The organism is Desulfobotulus alkaliphilus, assembly GCF_007830435.1.
GTDB classification, from domain to species: Bacteria; Desulfobacterota; Desulfobacteria; order Desulfobacterales; family ASO4-4; genus Desulfobotulus; species Desulfobotulus alkaliphilus.
Genome location: NZ_VLLC01000001.1, coordinates 37078 through 59904, shown reverse-complemented (window position 1 = coordinate 59904; position 22827 = coordinate 37078). Strand labels below are relative to the sequence as shown.

The following is a 22827-nucleotide window of genomic DNA, read 5'->3' as shown; positions in this document are numbered from 1 at the left end:
CTGCAAAGCTCTGATCCGAAACGATTGCAATGTCACTTGCAAATAGCCACAGAGCCTTGCAGCAGTACAAAGCTGCTGCAACTACAGCATTGGCAGTTCGGGGTAAACCGTGCTGAATAATTACTATTTTTCTATCCTTTGACAACGGCAAGGGGCTGAAGTTTCACAAGAATTTTTACAAGATCGGCTTGTGCTGCCATGACCGTGTCGATATCCTTGTAAGCACCGGGAGCTTCACCGAAATCCTGTTTTCCCCGGAGGTTTCCTTTTTTCATGGTGGGAAATCCTCCATGGACAATGCCCTTCATGGAAGCTGCCACAGCAGCGGCATCCAGTTTTCTGCATGCTTCGTTTCTTCCCATGACCCTGCCTGCCCCATGGGAGCAGGAACAGAAGGATTCCGGGTTTCCCAAGCCCTCCACAATATAGGAAGGGCTGCCCATGGAGCCGGGAATGATACCCTTTTCACCTTTTTGTGCGGAGGTGGCACCCTTGCGGTGTACCCAGACACGGCATCCGAAATGGTTTTCTTCTGCGGCATAATTGTGGTGGATATTGATTTCCTGCAGAAAACTGCAGCCAAGGGTATCCCCAAGAATTTTTTTAACGATATCCATCATGCGCCTGCGGTTTTCCTTTGCAAAGTTCAGGGCAAAGTGCATATCCCTTATATAGGCCATTCCCCTTGCACTATCCGTATCAAAAAAAGCCAGATCTTCCGATGGAAGGACAATGCCGTCTTTCCGGTTTTCCGCAAGGGCTTTTCTGTGATGGTATTCTGCTATGGTTTTGCCGAGATTGCGGGAGCCCGAGTGCAGCATGACCCAGATTCTGTCTTCACCATCTTTTTGAATTTCAATGAAGTGGTTACCGCCACCAAGGGTCCCAAGACTCTGGCGGGCAATACTCAGGGTATCCTTTCCCAACCAGCCGGGTTTTCCGCTCAGATTTTCAAGGAAACTGTCAAAGCCTTCCCATTTTTGATCCTGTTTGTGGCGGTTGAAGCCTGCTGGAATGCAGCTGGTAATGGTTTCTGTGATTTTTACGAGGGTTTTTCGTTCCGGCTGTCCTGTGAAATCAGACATGGCAGCCCCCATGCCGCAGCCGATATCCACACCTACGGCATTGGGAATGATAGCATTTCTGAAGGCTGCCACACCTCCGATGGGCATGCCGTATCCGGGGTGACAGTCCGGCATCAGGGCAATGTGATGGAAGGCCCTTGGATGGCGGCAGAGGTTTTCTGCCTGCTCCATGGCCAGATCTTCGGGATCCTGACACCAGGAACGCAGGGGAATACCGGATGCTTTTCTTGACATGGTTCTTCTCCTTCGGGATTTTACAGTATTGCCCTGTGAACGCCCTTGGCAAGTATTTCCGCAAGCTTTGTCCTTCGCATATGGTAGAGGTCTTTGAGGGCCAGTGCCAGCGCCAGCCACATTCTTACCACGTCCGTATTGGCCGTTTCAGGTATCAGGGGCAGAATCGTATCTTTCATTTCCATGATGGCCTCGGATCTGTAGCGATAGTTGTAATGCTGCATGGTGGTCAGGGTCTGGAGAAAGTCCCTGATCTGTTTGTCCGGACAGGGCGGGGGACTGTTCTGGGGCATGAAGCCGCAGGTAACCCGTGAGAGGATGCGGTTCACCATTTCCCTGTCCAGCCAGGGCAGGCCCCGGTCATTGAAGCGCAGGGATTTAAGCCCCCACAGGTTCCAGATGCGTTCCGGAACCATGCGGCAGGAGGCCCTTTCCGTTGCCCATGCCATGACCTCAGGCTGTTTTGCCGCATCCGTACAGAGGCGTTTGGGGTCCGGGATTTTTCCCACCCTGGCAAGATCCAGCCTATCCGAATCCCAGCAGGTCCGGACGGTGATGTCTCCTTCTGTTTTGCCTTTGGTATGGTCCCTGCAAGCCAGTATCAGAAGCTCAAACTGCTGATCATTAAGATCAATGAGCTCAGAGCGCAGGCGCTTTGCCAGATTGGCCCCCCTGAGGCCGTGGTTGAAGTCAAGTCCTTCATTTCTGCGCCTTGCATCATGGAAAAGGGCAAAATAACGGACAACGTTTTCATCGGCACCATTATATGAGGCCAGTTTCAAACCATTTTCCATGACCCTTGCCCAGTGGGAAACACCATGGGTGCCAAAGGGGTTGAGCCGGTACTGTCTCAGGATTCTTGCAACGGTTTTTTCCTCATTCATTCCATTCCCCCCGAAGAGTAGTTCTTGAAGAAAGAACGTTTCAACATTAAAGTACAGGGTCTGAATCAGGGACAGCTCAGCCTTTCCCCTGATACAGGCTAGCCTGAGCCTATTTTCCGGACAAGTAAATTCTGACATACCGTAAAACGGGGATAAGTGAAAAATAATGACACGAAGGTATAAAACCTATGAAAAAATTAGCGATCTTGCAGATACGGAGTGGTTTCTTTCACAGGATGCCCAGGAAGGTGAAGGGGCGAGGCTCCGCAATAAACGCATTGCTGCTTTCATCCAGCCGGAAAATACGGATGATGCCTGTCTTCACTTCTGGCTGAACGAACGCCGGAAGCAGGCGGGAAAGGATGCGGGCCGCATTCTGGCCGGAGACCGTGTGGTTTCTCTCATGAAGACGGGCATTGTCCTGCTGGCTTTGCTGGGCTTTCTTGCTGGTTTTTCCATGGCTGCAGGCGTTTTACGCTATGATGGTCTTACCCCTGTCAATCTTTTCCATGCACTTTTTGTGCTGGTGGGACTGCCGCTGATCAGCCTTGTCCTTACCCTTCTGGTTATTTTGTTCCGTAATCGTAAAATGCCTCTGGCTTACAGACTGTTTCTTTCCGGATTCCGCAGGCTGTTCCTGCGTGTGCAGAAGGGAGCCGAAAACAGAATGTCTTCTGAAATCAAGGATCTTCTTCAGGTCCGGGCAAAAAACATGGACAGGTTTTCAGGGCGATACCGGCCACTGGTTTTTTCCTTTGTTTTTTTTGCCTTTCAGGTAGCGGGTTTTTTTCTTGTGCTGGGTCTTTTGTCCGGTTTTCTTCTCAAGGTTGCAGCCAGTGATCTGGCCTTTGCATGGCAGAGCACCCTGAATCCCGGTGCAGAGGCCATCCACGGACTGATGACCCTGCTGGCTCTGCCCTGGAGCTGGTTTTTTCCACAGGCCCTTCCGGATACCGCCTATGTAGAAGGTTCCCGTCTGGTTTTAAAGGAAGGCATCGCCCATCTGGAAGCACGCCATCTGAGCGCATGGTGGTCCTTTCTGTCCATGGCACTTCTGGTTTATGGATTTTTGCCAAGGCTTTTTTTTCTTTTTTTTGCCCGGTGGCGTTTCCATAAAACCGCCATGGAAACAAAAATAACTGACTCCCGCATCCATGAGCTCTGTTTTTTTCTGAGGCGCTCCATTCCTTCCCCAAAAAAGGATCAAGGGAAAGAAAAACCTCTTATATTTGAGGAAAAAATCTCATCCATAGAGATGAAACAGGAGGATAAAGAAACATCTTCCACCATGGTGTGGGATCTGTGGATCAGCGATGAGATCCCTGAAAATCTGCATGGAAAAATCCTTGAAAATACCGGTACTGCCATGGGTTCGTCTCCCAGAAGTATTCTTCATATGGATACGGAAAATCTGCCGGAAAATGCGGATTCGTCCTGCAGCCGGGTGCTGGCTCTGGAGGTTTTTATGCCGCCTGTGAAGGAGGATCTGAAGCTTTTAAAAGGCATGGCAGAAAAAAGCGAAGCCCCTTTATGGATCTGGCCCGTGGGCAGGCCGGACAGAAACGGGGGAGAGGCAAGCGCCGATGATATCCGCATATGGGATCTCAGGCTGCAGGGTCTTTCTGAACCCCGCCCTGTGATGCATAGGGGGGTGCGCCATGAAGCCTGATTCCCTTCATCTGGAATTTGCCGTGGTGGGTCATCCCAATGAGGGCAAGTCATCGGTTGTGGCCACCCTTGTGGAAGATGATACCATCCGCATCAGTCCATGGCCCGGGGAAACCCGTGAAAGCCGTGCCTACCCTGTGCATTCCGGAGATACGGTCCGGCTTCTTTTCACGGATACGCCGGGTTTTCAGTCGCCGAAGCGAACCCTTGCATGGATTCAGGAACATGAAAAAAATCTTACGGGTAAGGATCTTGCCGGTGCCTTTGTTGCCATGCATGGAGGCAACCCGGATTTTGAGGATGAATGCGAGATTTTTTCCGCCCTTTCCAGGGGGGCCGGTATTCTCTACGTGGTGGATGCGGCCCGGCCCGTGCGTAAGAGCGATCTTGCGGAAATGGAGATTCTGCGTCTGGTGGGACTTTCCCGCATGGCCATCATCAATCCCAAGGGAACGGCGGAGGCTCTGGAAGACTGGAAGACCGCCCTGCGTAAAACCTTTAATGCCGTCCACGTATTCAATGCCCTGACCGCCGGATTCAGGGAGCGTATGCGGCTGCTTTCGGCCCTGCGCTCCATGGACCCGGATGTGGAGCCCGTGCTGCATCCTGTTATCCGTGAGCTGGAGCAGGACTGGGAAGACAGGATTGCCCGGTCTGCCAGTCAGATTACGGATCTTCTTTACAGCGTGTCTTCTTTTTCCCTGAAGGAGGAGGCTTCGGATGCAAAAAAGGTGGAGGACCTTTCCCGCAGACTGGTTCTTCAGTGGCAGGAGTCCATCCGCAGGCAGGAGGAAGTCTGCTGGGACAGCCTGAGGGATACCTTCCGCCACCGTTTTTTTGCCCCGTCTCCGGATGTTCTGGCGCTGGTGGAAACGGATCTCCTTTCAAAGGAGGCCTTCCATATGTTCGGGCTTTCCCGGGTGCAGCTTGCGGCCATCAGCGGAGGTGCCGGAGCCGCCGTGGCCGCAGGGGTGGACCTTGCTCTGGGCGGTGCGGCCCTGGGTCTGGTGACAGCCGCAGGGGGGCTGGCCGGTGCCACCTGGAGCTATCTCGGTACCCGCAGCGGTGATGCCCGCCGCATTGCGGGCATACGGGTCAGCGGTTTTGAGGTCTGCATCGGGCCTGTTCGGGATGCAAGGATTCCATGGATGGTTCTGGATCGCTGCCTCCTTCTTTTTCATACGCTGGTAACAAGGCCCCATGCCACCCGGGATGAGGAAAAAAGACCGGCGGAAAGGAGCCTCTTACAGATCCTTGGCAGTGAGGAGAGAAAAAAACTGGCTGCCTTTTTTCAGGATGCAGGAAAGAATAAGGTCGGGGAAGAACAGCGCAGGGAAATGGATGCAGGCCTTGCCTCCGTTCTTACCCGTCTTTCCTCAGGGCCGGATCAGAAGAAATAACCCAGAATATAATTCCCCGCTGTCCATGCGATGACAAGGCAAAGGCCCCACTTGATCCAGCGTTCCGGAACAAATTTCTGGGTTCTGGCTCCAGGGTACATGCCGATAAAACCGCCGATGCCAAAAAGAATACCCAGAAGCCAGTCCGGAGAAATGGCCTGTTCAGGGTTCAGCAGGGCAAGGATCTGATAAAAGATAACACCGGCAACGCTGGTGATGAAAGTACCCATGAGGGCTGCCCCTGCCACCGTATATACGGGCAGTCCGAAAACAGAAACAAAGAAGGGGGCGATGATGGCGCCCCCGCCAATGCCGTATATCCCTCCGATGATTCCCACAATACCGCTTAAGGCCATGATGCCCGCAGCACCCACATGGTATTCCTTTTCACGGAAGATGAAGCGGACTTCAAAAAAACCGGAAGGCAGCACTTCCACACGGCCGCTGCCCTGTGCACCACCACCTGCGGTGGCCTGTTTTTTACCAAGAAGATCCCGGATCATCCGTATGCCGATGTAGAGTAGGACGCAGCCGACAAAAAGCTTGAAGAGATCGGGATCGGGCATGTAATAAACCCGGATGACAGCACCGATGAAGACACCGGGCAGGGTGCCGATGACAACGGCCTTGACAAGGGGCGGAATCAGGCGGCCTTCTTTATAAAACCGCCATACGCCGCTGGGGATGGCCACGATATTGTAAAGCTGATTGGTGGCACTCACGGAAGGGCTGGTAAAGCCTAAGAAACTCATCTGAACGGGGAGAAGGAGAAAAGCCCCGGATATGCCGCCCATGGAGCAGAAAAAAGCCAGCACGAAGCCGATCAATACGGGAAAGAGGGGATTGAGGCTGAGTTCGGATACTGGGAAAAAGATTTCCATTTTTTCATACCTTTCCTGATTCAGGGGTGAGGGTTTCTCAAAACTTGGCAAAAAGAGTAAATGCAAGAAAAATGCCTGAATTCAGATGGTGCTAATTTTAAAAATCGTGTCATTGTTCAGCACAATTTTTCAAGTTCCATACCTGCCAGATAACAGATGCACAGGCACCCAGGCTATTTGCCCGTGACGCAATCCGGCACTCAAGCTAAAAAACGCAAGCCCCTTTACGGGAGCAGAAATGCCTATGGATCTTGAGTGCCGGATTCGGGAGCTTCTTGCCCTGCACAGGGCAGGTGTCATCTGATTTTTCAAGGTGTACACCCGCTTTGCACCATTTCTGTCACCTTTTTCAGTATCAGAAGGCCTGCAAGCCTTACTTTAAAGGATTCAGGGGCAGGGTCTTTACCATGAAAGCAGGCTGAGGTTCCATGCTTATCTCATGGTGGGTAATTCCCCGCAGAATGTCCGGATAGTCTTTCCGGCGCTGGCGGATCAGGTTCAGGACAAAGGATGTGAGGGCTTCCTGCTGGGAAGGCGGCAGTTTTTCCGGCAGCGCTTTTCGGATACGCTCCGTACAGACTTCTTCTTCAAGGGCTTCCAGAGAAAGGTTCCATCCAAAGACCATGAGTTCTCCGAGGGGAGCCGTCAGCTCCTGATCCCTGCTGCATAAGGTAAGGATGGGACCCGCCATCTCCGTGAGAGCCTTGGCTACAAGGTCATCATTGCTGCCTCTGTAGCGGGATACTTTTATTTTAGCCATATCTTTTTCCTTTAAAATATCGTTTCTGGCCCTTCAAAATTCTGTCTTGTTGCTGCATTCAAAAAAAATCACTGCATTCAGTCTGGCAGCATATTTATGCTTGACACGGCCGTTCGGTTGTGAAATAAATAAACCCAAGATGAACGGTGTTTATTTTGATATCTTCTGTACTCCTTAGAATTTCATGATTTGATACACCACCATCCTACTCCCAACTTCCTCCCAATGTACAGGCTGCACCCCATCCCCAGGGTGCAGTCTGTATGTTTTTATCCTTAAAATAAATTATTCCTGTTCCAGAAGTTCCCCGTTGAAACGCTTTTCATCAAAAGAGCATCCAAGATAATCCACGATGATTTTCAGATCCTTAAGGGCATTGTCAAGACAGACCGTGCCTCCGGGGGAGGGCGTCATGTTGAAGGTGATGCCCTCTCCCGTATCAATTTTTGCTTCTCCCAGCAGCAACTCCCTGTTTTTTTTGTCGATGAGCTGGGGCCTGAGGCCGCCGAATCCCTTTGCAAAGGTCAGGTCCTCAAGTTTTACCGATGGGATGATTTTTTTCACATCCTTGAGGAAGAGGCGTCTGTTGATATAGGGAATTTCAAACAAGAAGTTTTTCAAGATGTAGTTGCGGATATCCTTTACACTGTAAAGGCTCAGCATGACCCGGATGACGGCAAGATCCAGCTTTAAAACCTTAAAAAAGTCAAAGACCGTTTTGGGGTTGTAACGTTCCAGCATGGGAAGGAGCAGGGCCGTGGGTCCGATGCGGGTCATGCCCTTTGCCGTAAAATCAGGATCTCCGTGGATGGCGGCAAAGGGAAGGCGGTCATTTTGAACCGTATACACTTTTCCCTTGAGATACTCAGGGATGAAGTAGTAGGAGCCTCCAACGGGCAGGCAGCTGAATTCGTGTCCATACCCCATGCTCTGGGCAAAAAGAAGGGAATGGCCCCCCGCAGAAACCACAACAAACTTTGCCTTAAGAATCCCCCGGCTGGTTTCGATCCGGAAGATATTATCTTTTTTCTGAATGGATATGACCTCCTCATTGAGGCGGACATCCACATTTTTTTCCTTTTCTTTTCTGGCATTCTCCACAAAGGAGTGGGCCATGGCATAGTAATCCACGGCCGTGTACTGGTTTTCAACGCCAATGGCAACGATCTCTTCTTTTCTGTCCTTTACAAGGGCTGGTTCAATGCGGGCGATGTCATCGGCTTCCCAGAGGCGCATATCCGGAAAATGGGGGCTGAAAATTTCAAATCTTTTTCTGAGAAGGGCACATTCCTGAGGCCCCACGCCCAGTACCATTTTGGGATACTTTGCCATCAGCTTTTTAATGTTTTTCTGGGCCTTGGCATAATGGATCAGCATCTGGGCCGCTTGGTTGACCCTGATGGCTTTTTCAAGGGAATAATTGGTCTCAATGTCTCCGCAGTGCAGTGTCTGGGAGTTGTTACTGGCTGCGGAGTTAACCTGGGAAAGGTCTCCGTATTTTTCCACCAGTGCAATGTTTTTCAGATCCGTATACCTTGCCAGCTCATAGAGCAGTGAGCTGCCGGATATACCTCCTCCGATGATCAGAACATCATATAATCCTGTTGTCATGTTTTCTTCCTTTTGTCTGTTATTCCCAAAATGGCCCTGAGATTGTCAATGTTCATTGTTTTTTTGTAATTATTCAGCACATTTTTTCACCTGTCCTGACAGCTGGATTCAGTCTTCATGGAAAGGGAAATTCTTTTTCTTGGGATGTCCACATCCATGACCCGCACCGACACCTTCTGCCCGACCCTTACCACTTCGTGGGGATCTTTAACAAAGCGGTCAGCCAGCTGGCTGATGTGCACAAGGCCGTCCTGATGCACTCCCACATCCACAAAACAGCCGAAGTTTGTGACATTGGTAACAATCCCCGGAAGCTTCATGTCCTTTTGCAGATCTTCCATGGAATGGACGTCGGCAAAGGAAAAAACAGAAAAACCCTGCCTTGGATCCCGCCCCGGTTTTTCCAGTTCTGCCAGAATATCCTGAAGGGTGAAAAGTCCCACATCTTCTGAGATATAGCGGTGTGCATTGATTTTTGACCGCAGCTCCCCAGAGCGCATCAGATCACCGAGATCCGCCCCGAGATCCTCTGCCATCCGTACAACAAGGCCATAGCGCTCCGGATGCACCGCACTGGCATCCAGGGGATTGCTGCTTTCGGGAACCCGCAGAAAACCCGCAGCCTGCTCAAAGGTTTTTAAGCCTAAGCGCGGAACCTTCAAAAGGGATTTTCTGTCTGGAAAGGGCCCGTTTTCCGCCCTGTACTGCACCACGGCCCTGGCCAGCTTCGGGCCGAGGCCTGCCACATAGGAAAGCAGGGAAGCACTGGCCGTGTTCAGGCTTACGCCCACACGGTTCACGCAGGAAGAGACCACGGCGTCGAGGCGCTGGCGCAGAAGGTTCTGGTCCACATCATGCTGGTACTGTCCAACACCAATGGCTTTGGCATCAATTTTAACCAGCTCGGAAAGGGGATCCATGAGCCTGCGGCCGATGGATACACTGCCCCTGACCGTAAGATCCTTATCCGGGAACTCCTCCCTTGCGATTTCCGAAGCCGAATATATGGAAGCCCCTGCCTCGTTGACCATGATGACGGGAATGGAAAGACCAAGTTCCCGGAAAAATTTTTCCGTCTCACGGCCTGCGGTACCGTTGCCAATGGCAATGGCAGAAACCTTGAAGGTATTCAGCAGCCCCTTAATGATATTTCCGGCCTCGGTTTCCCTGTCGTGGGGGTGGATGAGGGTGTCTTTCACAAGGTTTCCGTTTGCATCCAGCACAGTCACCTTGCAGCCGGTCCGGAATCCGGGATCTACGGCCAGAACAGGTCTGGAACCTAAGGGCGGAGCCATGAGCAGGGCCTCCAGATTGGTGGCAAAGACATCTATGGCTTCTGTATCGGATTTTTCCTTCAGGCTTTGCCTCAGTTCCGTTTCAAGGCTTGGGCAGAGGAGGCGTTTCCATGCATCTTCGGCGGCCTTTTTCACTTCATCACTGGCTTTATTGTTTCTGCGGATGGTTTCGCTAAGGATGCGGGCCATGGCTTCTTCGCCGTCGGGCCTGAGGGTGAGGCGCAGGAAACCTTCGCGTTCGCCCCGGAACATGGCAAGGATCCGGTGGCCCCCGGCCCGTGCCGCCATTTCTTCATGATCAAAGTAATCCCTGAAGGTGATGCCTTCCTTTTCTTTTCCTTTGATGAGGGTGCTCTTTATGATGGCTTTCCGGGTAAAAAGTGTCCTGAGTTTTGCACGGATGGCGGCGTTTTCACTGATCATTTCCGCAAGGATATCCCTTGCCCCTGCAAGGGCGGCTTCAGCGTCCGCAACATCTTTGCCTGTATAACGGGCAGCTTCTTCCACAGGATTCAGTCTGTCCGGCTGAGACCAGATGGCAAGGGCAAGGGGTTCCAGCCCCCTTTCCCTTGCCATGGCTGCACGGGTTCGCCGTTTGGGCCGGAAGGGCAGGTACAGATCCTCAAGGCCTGCCATGGTTTCTGCCTGCTGTATGGCATGAAGGAGTTTTTCATCTTCAATATTTTGTTCCTGAAGGGAATTCAGAATACTTGCCCTGCGGGCTTCAAGCTTTTTATGGCTTTCCAGGGCTTCACAGATCCGGCTGATCTGTACTTCGTCCAGCCCCCCGGTTTTTTCTTTTCTGTAGCGGGCCATAAAGGGGATGGTTGCCCCTTCGGCAAGCAGTTCTTCTATGGCAAAAACCTGATGTTTACCAATGGCAAGGCTGTTTGCAATGTTTTCCTGAATGGTTTTCATTTTTTCCCCGGAAAATAGGTCCGTATGGCTTTCCATGTACGGCGGGAATTTACGCTATACCCGAAGGGATTGCAAGCGCCGGAGTCAGGCCTGCAGGCAGGGAGTTTTTTTTTCATATGGAATGTGCCCGATGAAAGAAAGATATTTTTTTAGGAATGAAAAATTATGAAAAACAAAGAAAAATGAAGGATTTTTGAGAAAAAAATATTTTAATGGGTAGATTTCGACTTTTGGTAAGACTGGCTTGACACAGCTTCAAATAAAGCTTAAATTTTTTAATTGAATAAATGAGCAGGATCAAAAAAAAGGATGGGCTCAAAGGTTTGGCTGCCAGCATGAATCATCAACCGGTACGGAATCTCCCTATGTCTGAAAATTCTTCTTTTTTTTGGTCTGTATCTTTGAGGTGGCGGGCTGCAATTTCATATTTTCCGGTTCTTTCGGGAAAACAGGGGGAAGCGGCTCGTCCCCGTTTTCATGAATCGGAAAGGAGGATGGTCTATGAAAACATCCAGCACCAGACCACGCTATCGTCCATATACACCGGACAATTTTCACACCCTTCCCCAGCTCGATAAAATTTCCCCAAAACGCATTGAAGATATGAAGCTTACCTTTCGGGTTCTGCCCTTTCGGGTAAGCAATTATGTGGTTGATGAACTCATTGACTGGGATCGTGTACCGGAAGATCCTGTTTTTCAACTGACCTTTCCCCAGCCTGAAATGATTCCAAGGGTGGATTTCTGCCGCCTGAGAACCTTTGTCCGTGCAGGCAATGAAAGGGCAGCCTCGGATATCGTCCGCAGGATTCATCGGGGCATGAACCCCCATCCCGCCGGTCAGATGGATCTGAATGTGCCCTTTCTGGGCAGTGAAGTGCTGACGGGAATGCAGCATAAATATGATGAAACCGTTCTTTTTTTTCCAACCCAGGGACAGACCTGCCACAGCTACTGCACCTATTGCTTCCGCTGGCCCCAGTTTGTGGGGCTGGATACGGCTTTTCGTTTTGCCTGCAGCGATGAAACCCTGCTTCCCCGTTATATCACTGAACACCCTGAGGTAACGGATGTGCTGTTTACCGGGGGAGATCCCCTTGTCATGCATGCAAAGCTTTTGAGAAAATACCTCTCTCCGCTTCTGGAAAAAAAGCCCGGCAATCTCCACAGCATACGATTTGGAACCAAGAGTCTTGCCTACTGGCCCTACCGTTTCACCGAAGATAAGGACGCCGATGACATTATCCGGCTTTTTGAGGAAATTACGGAAGCGGGATATCACCTTTCCGTGATGGCCCATTTCAGCCATGACAGAGAGCTTTCCACGCCTGCGGTGGAAAAAGCCATGGCCAGAATCCGTTCCACCGGTGCCCAGATCCGGTGTCAGGCACCCCTGATCCGCCATGTCAACGATGACCCCGGTGTATGGTCTGCCATGTGGAAACGTCAGGTGGCTCTGGGGGCCGTACCCTATTATATGTTCATGGAACGGGATACCGGGCCGAGGGGATACTTCAATGTGCCCCTTGTGGAGGCCCACAGGATTTTCACGGAAGCTTACCGGAATGTGTCAGGCCTCTGCCGTACGGTCCGGGGGCCTTCCATGTCGGCGGGTCCGGGGAAAATCCTCATGGATGGTGTGGCAGAAGTGGGCGGAGAGCAGGTTATTCTTTTAAAATTCATACAGGCCCGCAATCCGGACTGGGTGAACCGGATTTTCTTTGCGGCCCATAATCCCAAGGCCCACTGGATTGATGATCTGAAACCGGCCTTTGGAAAACAGCAGTTTTTCTATGAGGCAGAATATATACGGATTCAGGAGAACATAAGAAGAAGGCGGGAGGGTTTTGCTGCTGCCTGAATCCCGGTTATCTGATATCCGGGTGGGTCTTGTCTGAATTCAACAAAAAGCTCCTGCAACGAAAGAAGCAGGGGGTCTATTTATGTATGGTAAAAAAGGGAGGCTTATGACCTCCTTTTTTTGTTTCTTTGTAATTATTCAGTACAATTTATTCTGAACTGCCAATGCTGTAGTTGCAGCAGCTTCGTACTGTTGCAAGGCTCCGTGGCTATTTGCAGGTGACATTGCAATCGTTTCGGATCAGAGCTTTGTCCGGCACTCAAGCCATAAATCCAAAGCCAATAATTTAGAACAATACAACTTTATTGAGCTTGAGTGCCGGATTGCGTCACGGGCAAATAGCCTGGAGCCTGTGCATCTGTCTTACAGTTATGGTATCTGGAAAATGGTACTGAGCAGTTACGTTTCTTGTTTCTGTGTCGGTATTTAAATTGTTAGGTTTTTTTGTTTTTCCCTGTTTTTAAACCCTAAATGGAAACGATAAAAACATTAACTGGGTAACTTCTATTTAGAAAATTGAAACCCATAACGACAAAGACCATTTGATGCGTTCAATCATAAAAACTGAGATGACCGATGTCGGTGAAAGATTGGTTTTCCCACAAAGCTTGCCTGCAAAATAAAAGCGTGATAATCAATCCTTGTTAAGCTGTGATCTGTCCGCTGTCGGGTCGCATATGGAACACTGCCAGTGACTGCATCCCGGAGAACCTCTTCCTGAAGGTTTTTTCTTTTCATTCCAAAAGCCAGTAATTTCATATATCCGGATATCTGTTCTATGAGACAATATGTTGTTGACACCCTGCAGCCCGAGGACTACCGCAGACTGAAAAAAGCACTGGATACCCGCTTTGGCATTCCCCTTGTGGGAGGGGTTTACTGGGCAGAGCTGCCCGAAGCACTGTCTACGCCAATTCAGTCGGAACATGCTGCCTGCAGCCCCCATGTCGTTGCTCTGGATCTGGAAGAAACCCGCCTTACCTGTGAGTTTCTGGTGCGTACAAGAAAGGCCATGCACTGTTCCTGTATGGGATATGCCAGCGGCGAGCAGCGGCGATGGATTATGGATATGGTGGATGCTCTTCTGGAGGATGCCTGTGTGACAGCCTGATGCTTTTTTATCTGTTTTCGTAACTGTTCAGCACAGTTTTCCAAGTACCATAGCTGCAAGACAGATGCACAGGCTCCAGGCTATTTGCCCGTGACGCAATCCGGCACTCAAGCTGAAAAACTCAAGCCCCTTTACGGGAACAAAAATGCCTATGGATCTTGAGTGCCGGATTCGGGAGCTTCTTGGCCTGTGCGGAAGCGGCAAAAACTCCCCGCCACAGGCAGGATAAGTTTTTTGATTACCATGGCAGGCTTTGGTACGCTGCCTTTGTGGCGGCTCAGACAGTTTGCCGCTTCTTATTAGCACTCCGGCACTCAAGCTCAATAAAGTTGTATTGTTCTAAATTATTGGCTTTGGATTTATGGCTTGAGTGCCGGACAAAGCTCTGATCCGAAACGATTGCAATGTCACTTGCAAATAGCCACGGAGCCTTGCAACAGTACGAAGCTGCTGAATAATTACCTGTTTTCAAATGGATATTTTTTATTTTCTGCCATTGATGTATCACCCTTAAGGTGATTTCCTGCAAATAGAAATCCCCTTTGTCCCCCCTCTTGCTCTGGAAGAGGGCCGGGCCTGTCCGGCATGCAGAGTCTTCCTTCCGGTTAGTCTGCCAGTAACCGGTTTCCTGAAGTCGAGTTCCGGATTTTTTCAACAGATCACAGACACCGGGGTTGGAACCCCTAACAAATCTGGAGATGTGCTTCTATGCTTAAAATAATACCTCTGGGTGGACTTGGAGAAATTGGCCTGAACATGATGGTCTTTGAGTACGGAGACGATGTGTTTGTGGTGGATGCGGGCCTGATGTTTCCGGAAGATTACATGCTGGGGGTAGATATTGTCATCCCGGATATGGAGTATCTTAAGGGAAATGCCCACAGGGTAAAAGCCGTTGTGATCACCCATTCCCATGAGGATCATATCGGGGCCCTGCCCTATCTTTTGCGGGAGATTTCCGTACCGGTCTATGGCACGGCCTTCAGTATCGGAATGATTCAGCACAAGCTCAGTGATTTTGACTATCCCATCGAAGCGGACCTGAGGACCGTCCGTCCCGGAGATACGCTGGATATCGGTGTTTTCTCCATTCGTTTTATCCGCGTCAGTCACAGTACCGTGGATGGGGTAGGGCTGGCAATCCGAACACCGCTGGGGCTTGTGGTTCATACGGGGGATTTCCGCATCAATCATAACTCCATTGATGGCATGATTACGGATGTAAATGCCTTTGCCCTCTGCGGAAAAGAAGGGGTGTTGGCACTGCTGTCGGATTCTACCAATGTTGAGAGCAAAGGGTATACCATCTCAGATGAATCCGTGGGACAGACCCTGGAGCAGCTGATCAATGATGCGCCGGGCCGTGTGATTGTCGCCCTGTTTGCCTCCAATGTGGCAAGAATTCAGCAGATTGTGGATATTGCCCGGAAAAAGAATGCCCGCGTGGTGATCAACGGTCGCAGCATGGAGCTCAGTGTGCGGGTGGCCCGGGAGCTGGGTTATCTTTCTTTTCCCGAAGGCATGGAGATGGGCCTTGTTGAGATGGGGCAGGCCTGTGATGAAAAGGTCATCATGATTACAACGGGCAGTCAGGGAGAACCCATGAGTGCCCTTTCCCGTATGGCGGAAGGCAATCATAAGCAGATACGTATCCGTGAAGGGGATACGGTGATTCTTTCTTCAAAGTCCATTCCGGGCAATGAAAAAGCCATTACTGCCATTATTAACAGTCTGTACCGGCGCGGTGCCAATGTAATTTACAATAAAATGGCCGATGTCCATGTGTCCGGCCATGCCTTTCAGGAAGAACTCAAGCTCATGATGAGCCTGACAAAGCCAAGATATTTCATTCCCATCCATGGGGAATACCGCCACCTTGTCCACCATGCCCGTCTGGCTGTAGAAACGGGTATCCCGAAAGAACGGGTGCTGCTGGCGGAAAACGGGCAGACCGTTCTTTTTGATGAGGGGGGAGCCCGCATGGGGAATGTGGTCCAGTCGGGCAGGGTTCTCATTGATGGCAAGGGTATCGGGGATGTGGGCCGCAGCGTTCTGAGGGAACGTCGGATCCTTTCCGAAGACGGCATTGCCGTTGTTACCATGGTGATTGATCAGGAGACAGGGGTTGTGCTTTATGGTCCGGAGCTGATTTCAAGGGGCTTTGTTTTCTGGACGGAAACCGGCCATGTACTGGATGATGCACAGTGCGTGATCCTTGAAATTGTGGAGGATGTGGGGCCTGAGGTATCCAATCGGGTGGAGATTATCAGGGCAAGGCTGCAGAAGGCCCTGAGGCAGTATTTTTATTTCACCATCCGGAGACGGCCCATTATTCTTGCCCAGATTTTTGAAGTGTAGGGGGATTTGCCCCATGCGGCGGGAGTTTACGGCACTTTTTCTTATTTTTATGGCAGTTCTGCTTTTTGGGAGCCTCATCAGCTATCATCCCGATGATCCCTCCATTCTGCGTTCCGTGGGGGATGCTTCCGTACATAACCGTTTTGGTATTGTGGGGGCCTGGATCGCGGGTTTTCTTATTGGCTGCTTCGGGATCGGTGCCTTCTGGCTGCCCGTTCTCATGGGTGAAAGTACCTGGCGGGTATTGAAAAAAAAGGCACATCCTTTTGCTCCGGGTGTCCGGGCCATGGGAGGAATGCTTCTTGTGCTGGCCACGGGTGCCATCGTATCGGGGGGAGGTGTTATTGATGGCCGCTTTGACCTTACGAGCCTCGTGGCAGGACTTTTCAGGGATTTTCTGGAACACTATGTCAAGGTTCAGGGAGCCCTTCTGGTACTCTCCTTTCTGCTTGTTTCCGGTTTTATGATGGCAACGGGTCTTTCCGTAGGCAGGGTGCTGCAGGTTTTTGTTCATTTTTGGAAAAGACTGCTCTCTGCCATTGTGTCCGTTTTGTGGAAGGGGATTCAGGCCTTTTTTTCAGGTATGCGTTTTCTTTTTTTCTTTTTGCATAAGATCAGGCCTTCCGGGAAAAAAGATAAAAAACAACTGGCGTATCAGGCGCCTGAAGCCTTGGTGGAAACAGCCTTTCAGGATGAAAAACCAGAATCCGTAAACAAAAGTACCCCCCAGATTGCCTCACGCATGCCGGTCAGACTTAAAAGCCGACCCTGTCCCGTACAGGAAGAGCTCCCCGTTACAAGGCCCGAAGGCGGGTTTCAGCTTCCATCGCTGGATCTTCTGGAAAAAGTTCCGGAAAATATTCAGGCTGTGGATGAAGGTTTTCTGCGGGATCAGTCTGATATTCTGGAAAAAAAACTGGCGGACTTTGGTGTGAACGGAAGGGTTGTGACCGTAACACCGGGGCCTGTCATCACAACCTTTGAATACCAGCCTGCACCCGGAGTAAAAATAAGCAAGGTCACCAACCTGGCAGACGACCTTGCCCTTGCCCTCAAGGCTTTAAGCATCCGTATCATTGCTCCCATTCCCGGCAAGGCGGCCATTGGCATAGAAGTCCCCAATGCCGTCCGGGAAATGGTCCATTTCCGGGAAATTGTGGCTTCGGAATCCTTCCGGAAAAGCAAATCTTCCCTCACGGTCTGCCTCGGAAAGGATATTATCGGCCTTCCTGTGGCCGTTGAAATGGACCGCATGCCCCATCTGCTCATCGCAGGTGCCACGGGTGCAGGCAAGAGTGTGGGACTGAACGTCATGATCACAAGTCTTTTATTCAAGGCTTCCCCTGAAGAGGTCAAACTGATCATGATTGACCCCAAGCGCATTGAACTTTCCGTATATGATGGTATCCCCCACCTGATCACGCCCGTGGTAACTGATATGAAAAAGGCCACTGCCGCCCTTTTCTGGGCCGTTAAGGAAATGGAAAGACGTTATGAGCTTCTGGCGGGTTTAAAATGCCGCAATATCACCCAGTACAATGAAAAATGTGTTCTTTTTCAGGAAAAGAACCCCGGTGAAGACGGGGACGAGGGGGCAGATCTTCCTGAAAAGCTTCCCTATATTGTTGTTATTATTGATGAGCTTGCGGACCTGATGATGGTGGCTTCCAAGGATGTGGAAGTGGCCCTTGCCCGCCTTGCCCAGATGGCCAGAGCTGCGGGCATTCATATTATTCTGGCCACCCAGCGTCCTTCGGTGGATGTGCTGACGGGTGTGATCAAGGCAAACTTTCCCACACGCATGGCCTTTCAGGTTTCTTCCCGCATTGATTCCAGAACCATTCTTGATTCTTCGGGTGCGGAGGCTCTTCTGGGGAACGGGGATATGCTTTTTGTTCCGCCCGGAACGGCACGGCTGCAGCGGATACACGGTGCCTATATCGGCGAGGATGCCCTGATGCGGGTGATCTCCTTTCTCAAGGAGCAGGGGGCTCCGGATTATGTGGCGGAAGTGACAGAAGCATGTGCGGACAGTGGGGAGGATGCCAGCGGTGATGCAGGGGATTTTGATCCCCGCTATGATGAGGCGGTTGCGCTGGTGGCACGGAACCGGCAGGCTTCCATTTCCATGGTGCAGCGTCACCTGCGCATAGGATACAACCGGGCCGCAAGGATCATCGAGACCATGGAGCAGGAGGGCGTCATCGGTCCTGCGGACGGTGCAAGGCCAAGGGAGGTTCTTGTGCCGGATACGGGGAATGTTGCCTGATTTGTAATTGCTCAGCACAATTTATTTAGAAATTCCAAAGCTGTAATTCCAGCAGCTTTATACCGTTGCAAGGCACCCTGGCTATTTGCCTTGTCCGGAAGTTTTTTGGTTAATATGTGCAAAGATATTCAGTGGCCTTTTGCAGGGCCTTGACGGGTAACAATTGAAGGGGGAATTTGTGTATAACGGAGAACTGATTGAAAAAACCAAGGGCTTTATGGATCCCGAAGAAGGGGAACGTCTGTTTCAACTGGCCCTTGATGCCAGCAGCAGAGGGGCCTGCCTTGAAATTGGCAGTTACTGCGGAAAGTCTGCCCTGTACATGGGGCCTGCCTGCAGGGCCAGAAATGGCATCCTTTACTCCATTGATCACCACAGGGGTAATGAGGAACAGCAGCCGGGGGAGTTTTACCATGATCCGGATCTCGTAGACCCGAGAACGGGGAAGATGGATACGCTTTTTTTCTTCCGCACAGCCCTTTCGGATGCAGGGCTTGAGGATACCGTCGTGCCGCTGGTGGGGGGCTCGGCCCATATAGCGCGTTTCTGGACCACACCCCTGTCCCTTGTTTTTATTGACGGAGGCCATACCTTTGCAGCGGCGTATACGGATTATGTGAGCTGGTTTTCCCATGTGCAGCCCGGTGGCTTTCTTGTGGTTCATGATATTTTTGAAAAGCCGGAAGATGGGGGGCAGGCACCCTGGTATGTGTATGAAACAGCAAAAAAATCAGGGCTTTTTGAAGAGTTGCCCCGTACAAAAACCTTAGGCGTACTGAGGCGGTATCATCCGGGGGAGCTGCCCCGGGATCTGCCATCCTGAGAACCCGGGTTGTCCGTATGCGGGGATGGGGCTTTCCCTTTTCATGGGGAACCACGGGTTGCCATGCCCGCATATTCAGCTTGAATATACTCATTATTGACACCTGAGTGGTTTTTTGTTATGGGTAACAGTCTAATGAGAAAGAATCCCGTCGGCTTTTTGATCTCAAATTTTGAACTCTTCCTTAAACATGACGTTTCCTGAAAATATCTGGAATGGAAAGACGTATCCTTCACTGGGTATGGAATTCTTTTCAGGATTTGTCCCTGAAAATGGATTGTAAACAGACATTATGAATGATTTTTCAAGACCTGATCTTCCTTCAGAAAGCGGTTTTCCCATTGCAAGGGCAGGCTACCCCTTTATTTTTATTTCGGTTTTTGTAACAGCCATTGCTGCCATTCTCGGATGGAGCTGGCTGGCTGGCTTAGGGCTGTGCTTCAGTCTTTTCTGTTTCTGGTTTTTTCGGGATCCGGACAGGGTGATTCCTTCAGATCCTTCTGCCCTTGTGTCCCCTGCAGATGGTAAAGTGATTGTTGCAAAAAGGGTGGAAGCCCATCCCTATGGGGAAGGCCCGGCATTTCAGATCAGTATTTTCATGTCGGTCTTCAATGTGCACGTCAACCGTATTCCCTTTGATGGCGTGGTGCGGGAAGTCCGTTACCAGCCGGGCCGTTTTCTGAATGCCAGCCTGGACAAGGCGTCAAAGGACAATGAACGCAATGCCCTTCTGATAGAAACACCTTCTTCTGTAAAGTTCTGGACGGTACAGGTTGCAGGTCTTGTGGCCCGCAGAATCATCTGCCGTGTCCGGGAAGGAGACAGTGTGTCAAGGGGGGTGCGTTTCGGTGTCATCTGTTTTGGTTCCCGTCTGGATCTTTATCTGCCTGCGGATTTTGAATGTGCCGTGAAGGTGGGTGAAAAGACGCAGGCTGGTACAACAACACTGGGGAGCATGAAATGAAAAAAGCAAAAGGCATGTCCCGGCCCCGCAGGGGAGTCTATGTACTTCCCAATCTTTTGACCTCCATGAATCTTTTCTGTGGGTTTTATGCGATTATTTCGGCCATAAATGCCCAGTTTGAGACAGCAGCCATTTCCATTTTTGTGGCCATTGTCTTTGATGTCCTTGATGGAAAAGTGGCAAGGGCTACCAATACCACCAGCAGATTTGGCGTGGAGTATGATTCTCTGGCTGACCTGATTTCCTTTGGTCTGGCACCGGGGCTTCTCATTTATATGTGGGCCCTGCAGCCCATGGGGCGACTGGGCTGGCTGGCGGCCTTTCTCTTTACCGTATGTGGTGCCCTGCGTCTGGCACGTTTCAATGCCGCTGCGGATTCGGCACCGGGCAGTGATTTTACAGGACTGCCCATTCCCGGTGCGGCTGCCATGGCAGCCACCACCCTGCTTCTGTGTGAACGTACCATGGTCAGTCTGGAACAGTGGCCGGTGATTCCCATGGTTATGCTCTATGCGCTTTCTTTCCTGATGGTGAGCAATGTGCGGTACAGCAGCTTTAAAAAACACAGCCTGTTCCGACGTTTCAACTTCCATATGCTGGTGGCCTGTATTCTGATTTTTGTCTTTATTGCAGCAGAGCCTCCCGCAGCCCTTTTCCTGATTTCCCTTGTTTACGTGGTATCCGGGCCTCTGGGTATGTTCAGAAAAAATAAAGGCGAGGTTCTGGAAACGCCCATGGAGGAAGAAAAGCTGGACGCCTGATAAGGGAGCATACACAACAGATATTTGCTGGATCCATTCTTCAATACGGAAGGCATTGGGAATGGATCTTTATTTTTATCTGTTCCCTTGTGCAGGAAATGCTGGCTGAGATCCCTGCGGTGGCGTGAGAGCTTGCCGACAGATTAAAAAAATGCATGTTTTTATACTTGCAGCCTTCTTGAGTAAATTCACAAGTTGCTTGATGACAAAACGCCGTAACACGGCGTGGGTTGCTATTCAATTGGTTTAAAGGAGTTTTAAAACACATGTCCCGAAAACTGTTTACCGTTGCCGTCGCCGGTGCAACCGGTGCCGTTGGAAATGAAATGATCCGGGGGCTTGAATCACGAAATTTTCCCGTTAAAAGCCTGAAGCTTCTGGCTTCAAGTCGTTCTGTGGGGCGAACCCTGAAATTTAAGGGGGAAGATATTGCCGTGGAGGAGTTGACGGGAGATGCTTTTAAGGGGGTGGATATTGCCCTTTTTTCCGCAGGCGGTGGGCCCAGCCTTGAGTTTGCCCCCAAAGCCGCAGCTGCCGGATGTGTGGTGGTGGATAACTCCAGCGCCTGGCGCATGGATGCGGATGTGCCTCTGGTGGTTCCCGAAGCCAACCCCCATGCCGTAGCCGGATACGTTAAAAAAGGGATTATTGCCAATCCCAATTGTTCCACCATACAGATGCTGGTGGCCTTAAATCCCATATACCGTAAATACGGCCTGCGCCGCATTGTCGTTTCCACCTATCAGGCGGTGTCCGGTTCAGGAAAAAAAGCCATTGATGAATTGTCCGGGCAGACAAGGGCCATGATCCATGATGCGTCTGCTGCCGTCAGTGTTTACCCCCATCGTATTGCCTTTAACTGCCTGCCCCATATTGATGTTTTCCTTGAAAATGGTTATACCAAGGAAGAGATGAAAATGGTGAATGAAACAAGGAAAATCCTTGAGGATTCCACCATTGGCGTTACGGCTACAACCGTACGTGTTCCCGTATTTTACGGCCATTCAGAAGCCGTGAATGTTGAAACAAAAACACCCTTTGACATTCAGGATATCCGGGCTATGCTGGCATCTGCGCCCGGAGTAAGGCTGGTGGATGAGCCTTCGGCCAATGTTTATCCTATGGCCATTGATGCTCAGGGGCAGGATGACACACTGGTTGGCCGTATCCGGAGGGATGAGTCCATAGAGAATGGATTGAATCTCTGGATAGTGGCGGATAATATCCGTAAGGGGGCAGCCACCAATACCATTCAGATCGCAGAAATACTTGCGGAAAAATATCTGTAATACCGGCCCGGCTGCATGGCCCGTTCATCCGGGTGGTTTTTGACAATGGATAATGGCCTTTTTCAAGGCTTGTTGGAAAATATACAGGAAGATGAGGCTTCTTATCTTTATGGTTGGAAGCTTCATCTTCTTTTACTTATGTAATGAAACAAAGAAAACAGGAGTTTTTTCATTGGAACGCATTCCCATCACCAAGGAAGGTTATGAGCACCTGAAGAAGGAGCTTGAACAGCTGAAAAGCGTGGAAAGGCCAAAAAACATTGAGGCCATTGAGGTGGCCCGTGCCCATGGTGACCTTTCTGAAAATGCCGAATATGATGCCGCAAAGGAACGGCAGTCTTTTCTGGAGGGAAGGATTTCCGAGCTTTCCTACAAACTGGCCAATGCCGATGTGATTGATACATCCAGGGTTGCCAGAGACAAGGTGGTGTTCGGGTGCCGCATTCTGCTTGAGAATGTGGATTCCGGTGATGAGGTGACCTATCAGCTGGTGGGGCCGGATGAATCGGACATCAGCAAGGGGAAAATCTCCGTTTCCTCTCCTCTGGGGCGGGCCATCCTTGGCAAGGTTCCCGGTGATGAGGTTGTGGTTGATGCTCCGGGAGGCAAACGCTGCTATGAGCTGGTTGATATTTTATAATTTACCATGATAAGGG

Annotated in this window: 18 protein-coding genes; 11 read left to right on the top strand and 7 right to left on the bottom strand. The window is 50.7% G+C overall.

What is annotated here, in order from left to right:
- Positions 1 to 131: 131 nt before the first annotated feature.
- Together LZ24_RS00255 and LZ24_RS17050 are read right to left on the bottom strand one after the other, a co-directional pair.
- Positions 132 to 1319, bottom strand: a complete 1188-nt coding sequence (locus tag LZ24_RS00255) for an RtcB family protein (RefSeq protein ID WP_144681121.1) — start codon at positions 1317 to 1319, stop codon at positions 132 to 134.
- 20 nt (positions 1320 to 1339) lie between these two features.
- Complete coding sequence (locus LZ24_RS17050; protein ID WP_186442836.1) at positions 1340 to 2203, bottom strand: HD domain-containing protein; 864 nt, start codon at positions 2201 to 2203, stop codon at positions 1340 to 1342.
- A 166-nt stretch (positions 2204 to 2369) separates the two neighbouring features.
- On the opposite strand from LZ24_RS17050, the gene LZ24_RS00245 reads away from it, so the two are divergent.
- Together LZ24_RS00245 and LZ24_RS00240 are read left to right on the top strand one after the other, a co-directional pair.
- The gene (locus tag LZ24_RS00245) at positions 2370 to 3872 is read left to right on the top strand and encodes a DUF2868 domain-containing protein (RefSeq protein WP_144681119.1); all 1503 of its coding nucleotides are present in this window, start codon (positions 2370 to 2372) and stop codon (positions 3870 to 3872) included.
- Positions 3862 to 5271, top strand: a complete 1410-nt coding sequence (locus LZ24_RS00240) for a GTPase/DUF3482 domain-containing protein (protein ID WP_144681117.1) — start codon at positions 3862 to 3864, stop codon at positions 5269 to 5271. The genes LZ24_RS00245 and LZ24_RS00240 overlap by 11 nt, the downstream gene beginning before the upstream one ends.
- Here LZ24_RS00240 and LZ24_RS00235 read toward each other — a convergent pair.
- The 4 genes from LZ24_RS00235 to LZ24_RS00220 form a co-directional block, all read right to left on the bottom strand.
- Entirely contained in the window at positions 5259 to 6152 is an 894-nt protein-coding gene (locus LZ24_RS00235) for a sulfite exporter TauE/SafE family protein (RefSeq protein WP_281282264.1), read from the bottom strand. The two genes, LZ24_RS00240 and LZ24_RS00235, sit on opposite strands and share 13 nt — an antisense overlap.
- A 373-nt stretch (positions 6153 to 6525) precedes the next feature.
- The gene (locus LZ24_RS00230) at positions 6526 to 6912 is read right to left on the bottom strand and encodes a hypothetical protein (protein WP_144681115.1); all 387 of its coding nucleotides are present in this window, start codon (positions 6910 to 6912) and stop codon (positions 6526 to 6528) included.
- Positions 6913 to 7197: 285 nt separating this feature from the next.
- Positions 7198 to 8523 carry an FAD-dependent oxidoreductase gene (locus tag LZ24_RS00225; protein WP_144681113.1) on the bottom strand — a complete coding sequence of 442 codons (1326 nt, stop codon included), beginning with the start codon at positions 8521 to 8523 and terminating at the stop codon, positions 7198 to 7200.
- Between the two features lie 86 nt (positions 8524 to 8609).
- Positions 8610 to 10736: a Tex family protein gene (locus LZ24_RS00220; RefSeq protein ID WP_144681111.1), complete on the bottom strand. Its 2127-nt coding sequence runs from the start codon at positions 10734 to 10736 to the stop codon at positions 8610 to 8612.
- Between the two features lie 501 nt (positions 10737 to 11237).
- Here LZ24_RS00220 and LZ24_RS00215 point away from each other — a divergent pair.
- Together LZ24_RS00215 and LZ24_RS00210 are read left to right on the top strand one after the other, a co-directional pair.
- Positions 11238 to 12596: a KamA family radical SAM protein gene (locus tag LZ24_RS00215; protein WP_144681109.1), complete on the top strand. Its 1359-nt coding sequence runs from the start codon at positions 11238 to 11240 to the stop codon at positions 12594 to 12596.
- A gap of 778 nt (positions 12597 to 13374) precedes the next feature.
- Positions 13375 to 13707, top strand: a complete 333-nt coding sequence (locus tag LZ24_RS00210; protein ID WP_144681107.1) for a hypothetical protein — start codon at positions 13375 to 13377, stop codon at positions 13705 to 13707.
- Positions 13708 to 13984: 277 nt separating this feature from the next.
- On the opposite strand, the gene LZ24_RS17460 is transcribed toward LZ24_RS00210, so the two are convergent.
- Positions 13985 to 14236, bottom strand: a complete 252-nt coding sequence (locus LZ24_RS17460) for a hypothetical protein (protein ID WP_222427478.1) — start codon at positions 14234 to 14236, stop codon at positions 13985 to 13987.
- 179 nt (positions 14237 to 14415) lie between these two features.
- Between LZ24_RS17460 and LZ24_RS00205 the strand changes: the two genes are divergently transcribed.
- The 7 genes from LZ24_RS00205 (at position 14416) to greA (ending at position 22811) form a co-directional block, all read left to right on the top strand.
- Entirely contained in the window at positions 14416 to 16065 is a 1650-nt protein-coding gene (locus LZ24_RS00205) for a ribonuclease J (RefSeq protein WP_144681105.1), read from the top strand.
- Between the two features lie 13 nt (positions 16066 to 16078).
- Positions 16079 to 18334 (top strand): DNA translocase FtsK, encoded by a 2256-nt coding sequence (locus LZ24_RS00200; protein ID WP_144681103.1) that lies wholly within the window; start codon positions 16079 to 16081, stop codon positions 18332 to 18334.
- A gap of 178 nt (positions 18335 to 18512) precedes the next feature.
- Positions 18513 to 19157, top strand: a complete 645-nt coding sequence (locus tag LZ24_RS00195; protein WP_246118483.1) for a class I SAM-dependent methyltransferase — start codon at positions 18513 to 18515, stop codon at positions 19155 to 19157.
- A gap of 292 nt (positions 19158 to 19449) precedes the next feature.
- Positions 19450 to 20121 carry a phosphatidylserine decarboxylase family protein gene (locus LZ24_RS00190; RefSeq protein ID WP_144681101.1) on the top strand — a complete coding sequence of 224 codons (672 nt, stop codon included), beginning with the start codon at positions 19450 to 19452 and terminating at the stop codon, positions 20119 to 20121.
- Positions 20118 to 20882 carry a CDP-diacylglycerol--serine O-phosphatidyltransferase gene (gene pssA / locus LZ24_RS00185; RefSeq protein WP_144681099.1) on the top strand — a complete coding sequence of 255 codons (765 nt, stop codon included), beginning with the start codon at positions 20118 to 20120 and terminating at the stop codon, positions 20880 to 20882. The genes LZ24_RS00190 and pssA overlap by 4 nt, the downstream gene beginning before the upstream one ends.
- A gap of 266 nt (positions 20883 to 21148) precedes the next feature.
- Positions 21149 to 22171, top strand: a complete 1023-nt coding sequence (locus LZ24_RS00180; RefSeq protein ID WP_144681097.1) for an aspartate-semialdehyde dehydrogenase — start codon at positions 21149 to 21151, stop codon at positions 22169 to 22171.
- 172 nt (positions 22172 to 22343) lie between these two features.
- Positions 22344 to 22811: a transcription elongation factor GreA gene (gene greA, locus LZ24_RS00175; RefSeq protein ID WP_144681095.1), complete on the top strand. Its 468-nt coding sequence runs from the start codon at positions 22344 to 22346 to the stop codon at positions 22809 to 22811.
- Positions 22812 to 22827: the final 16 nt, after the last annotated feature.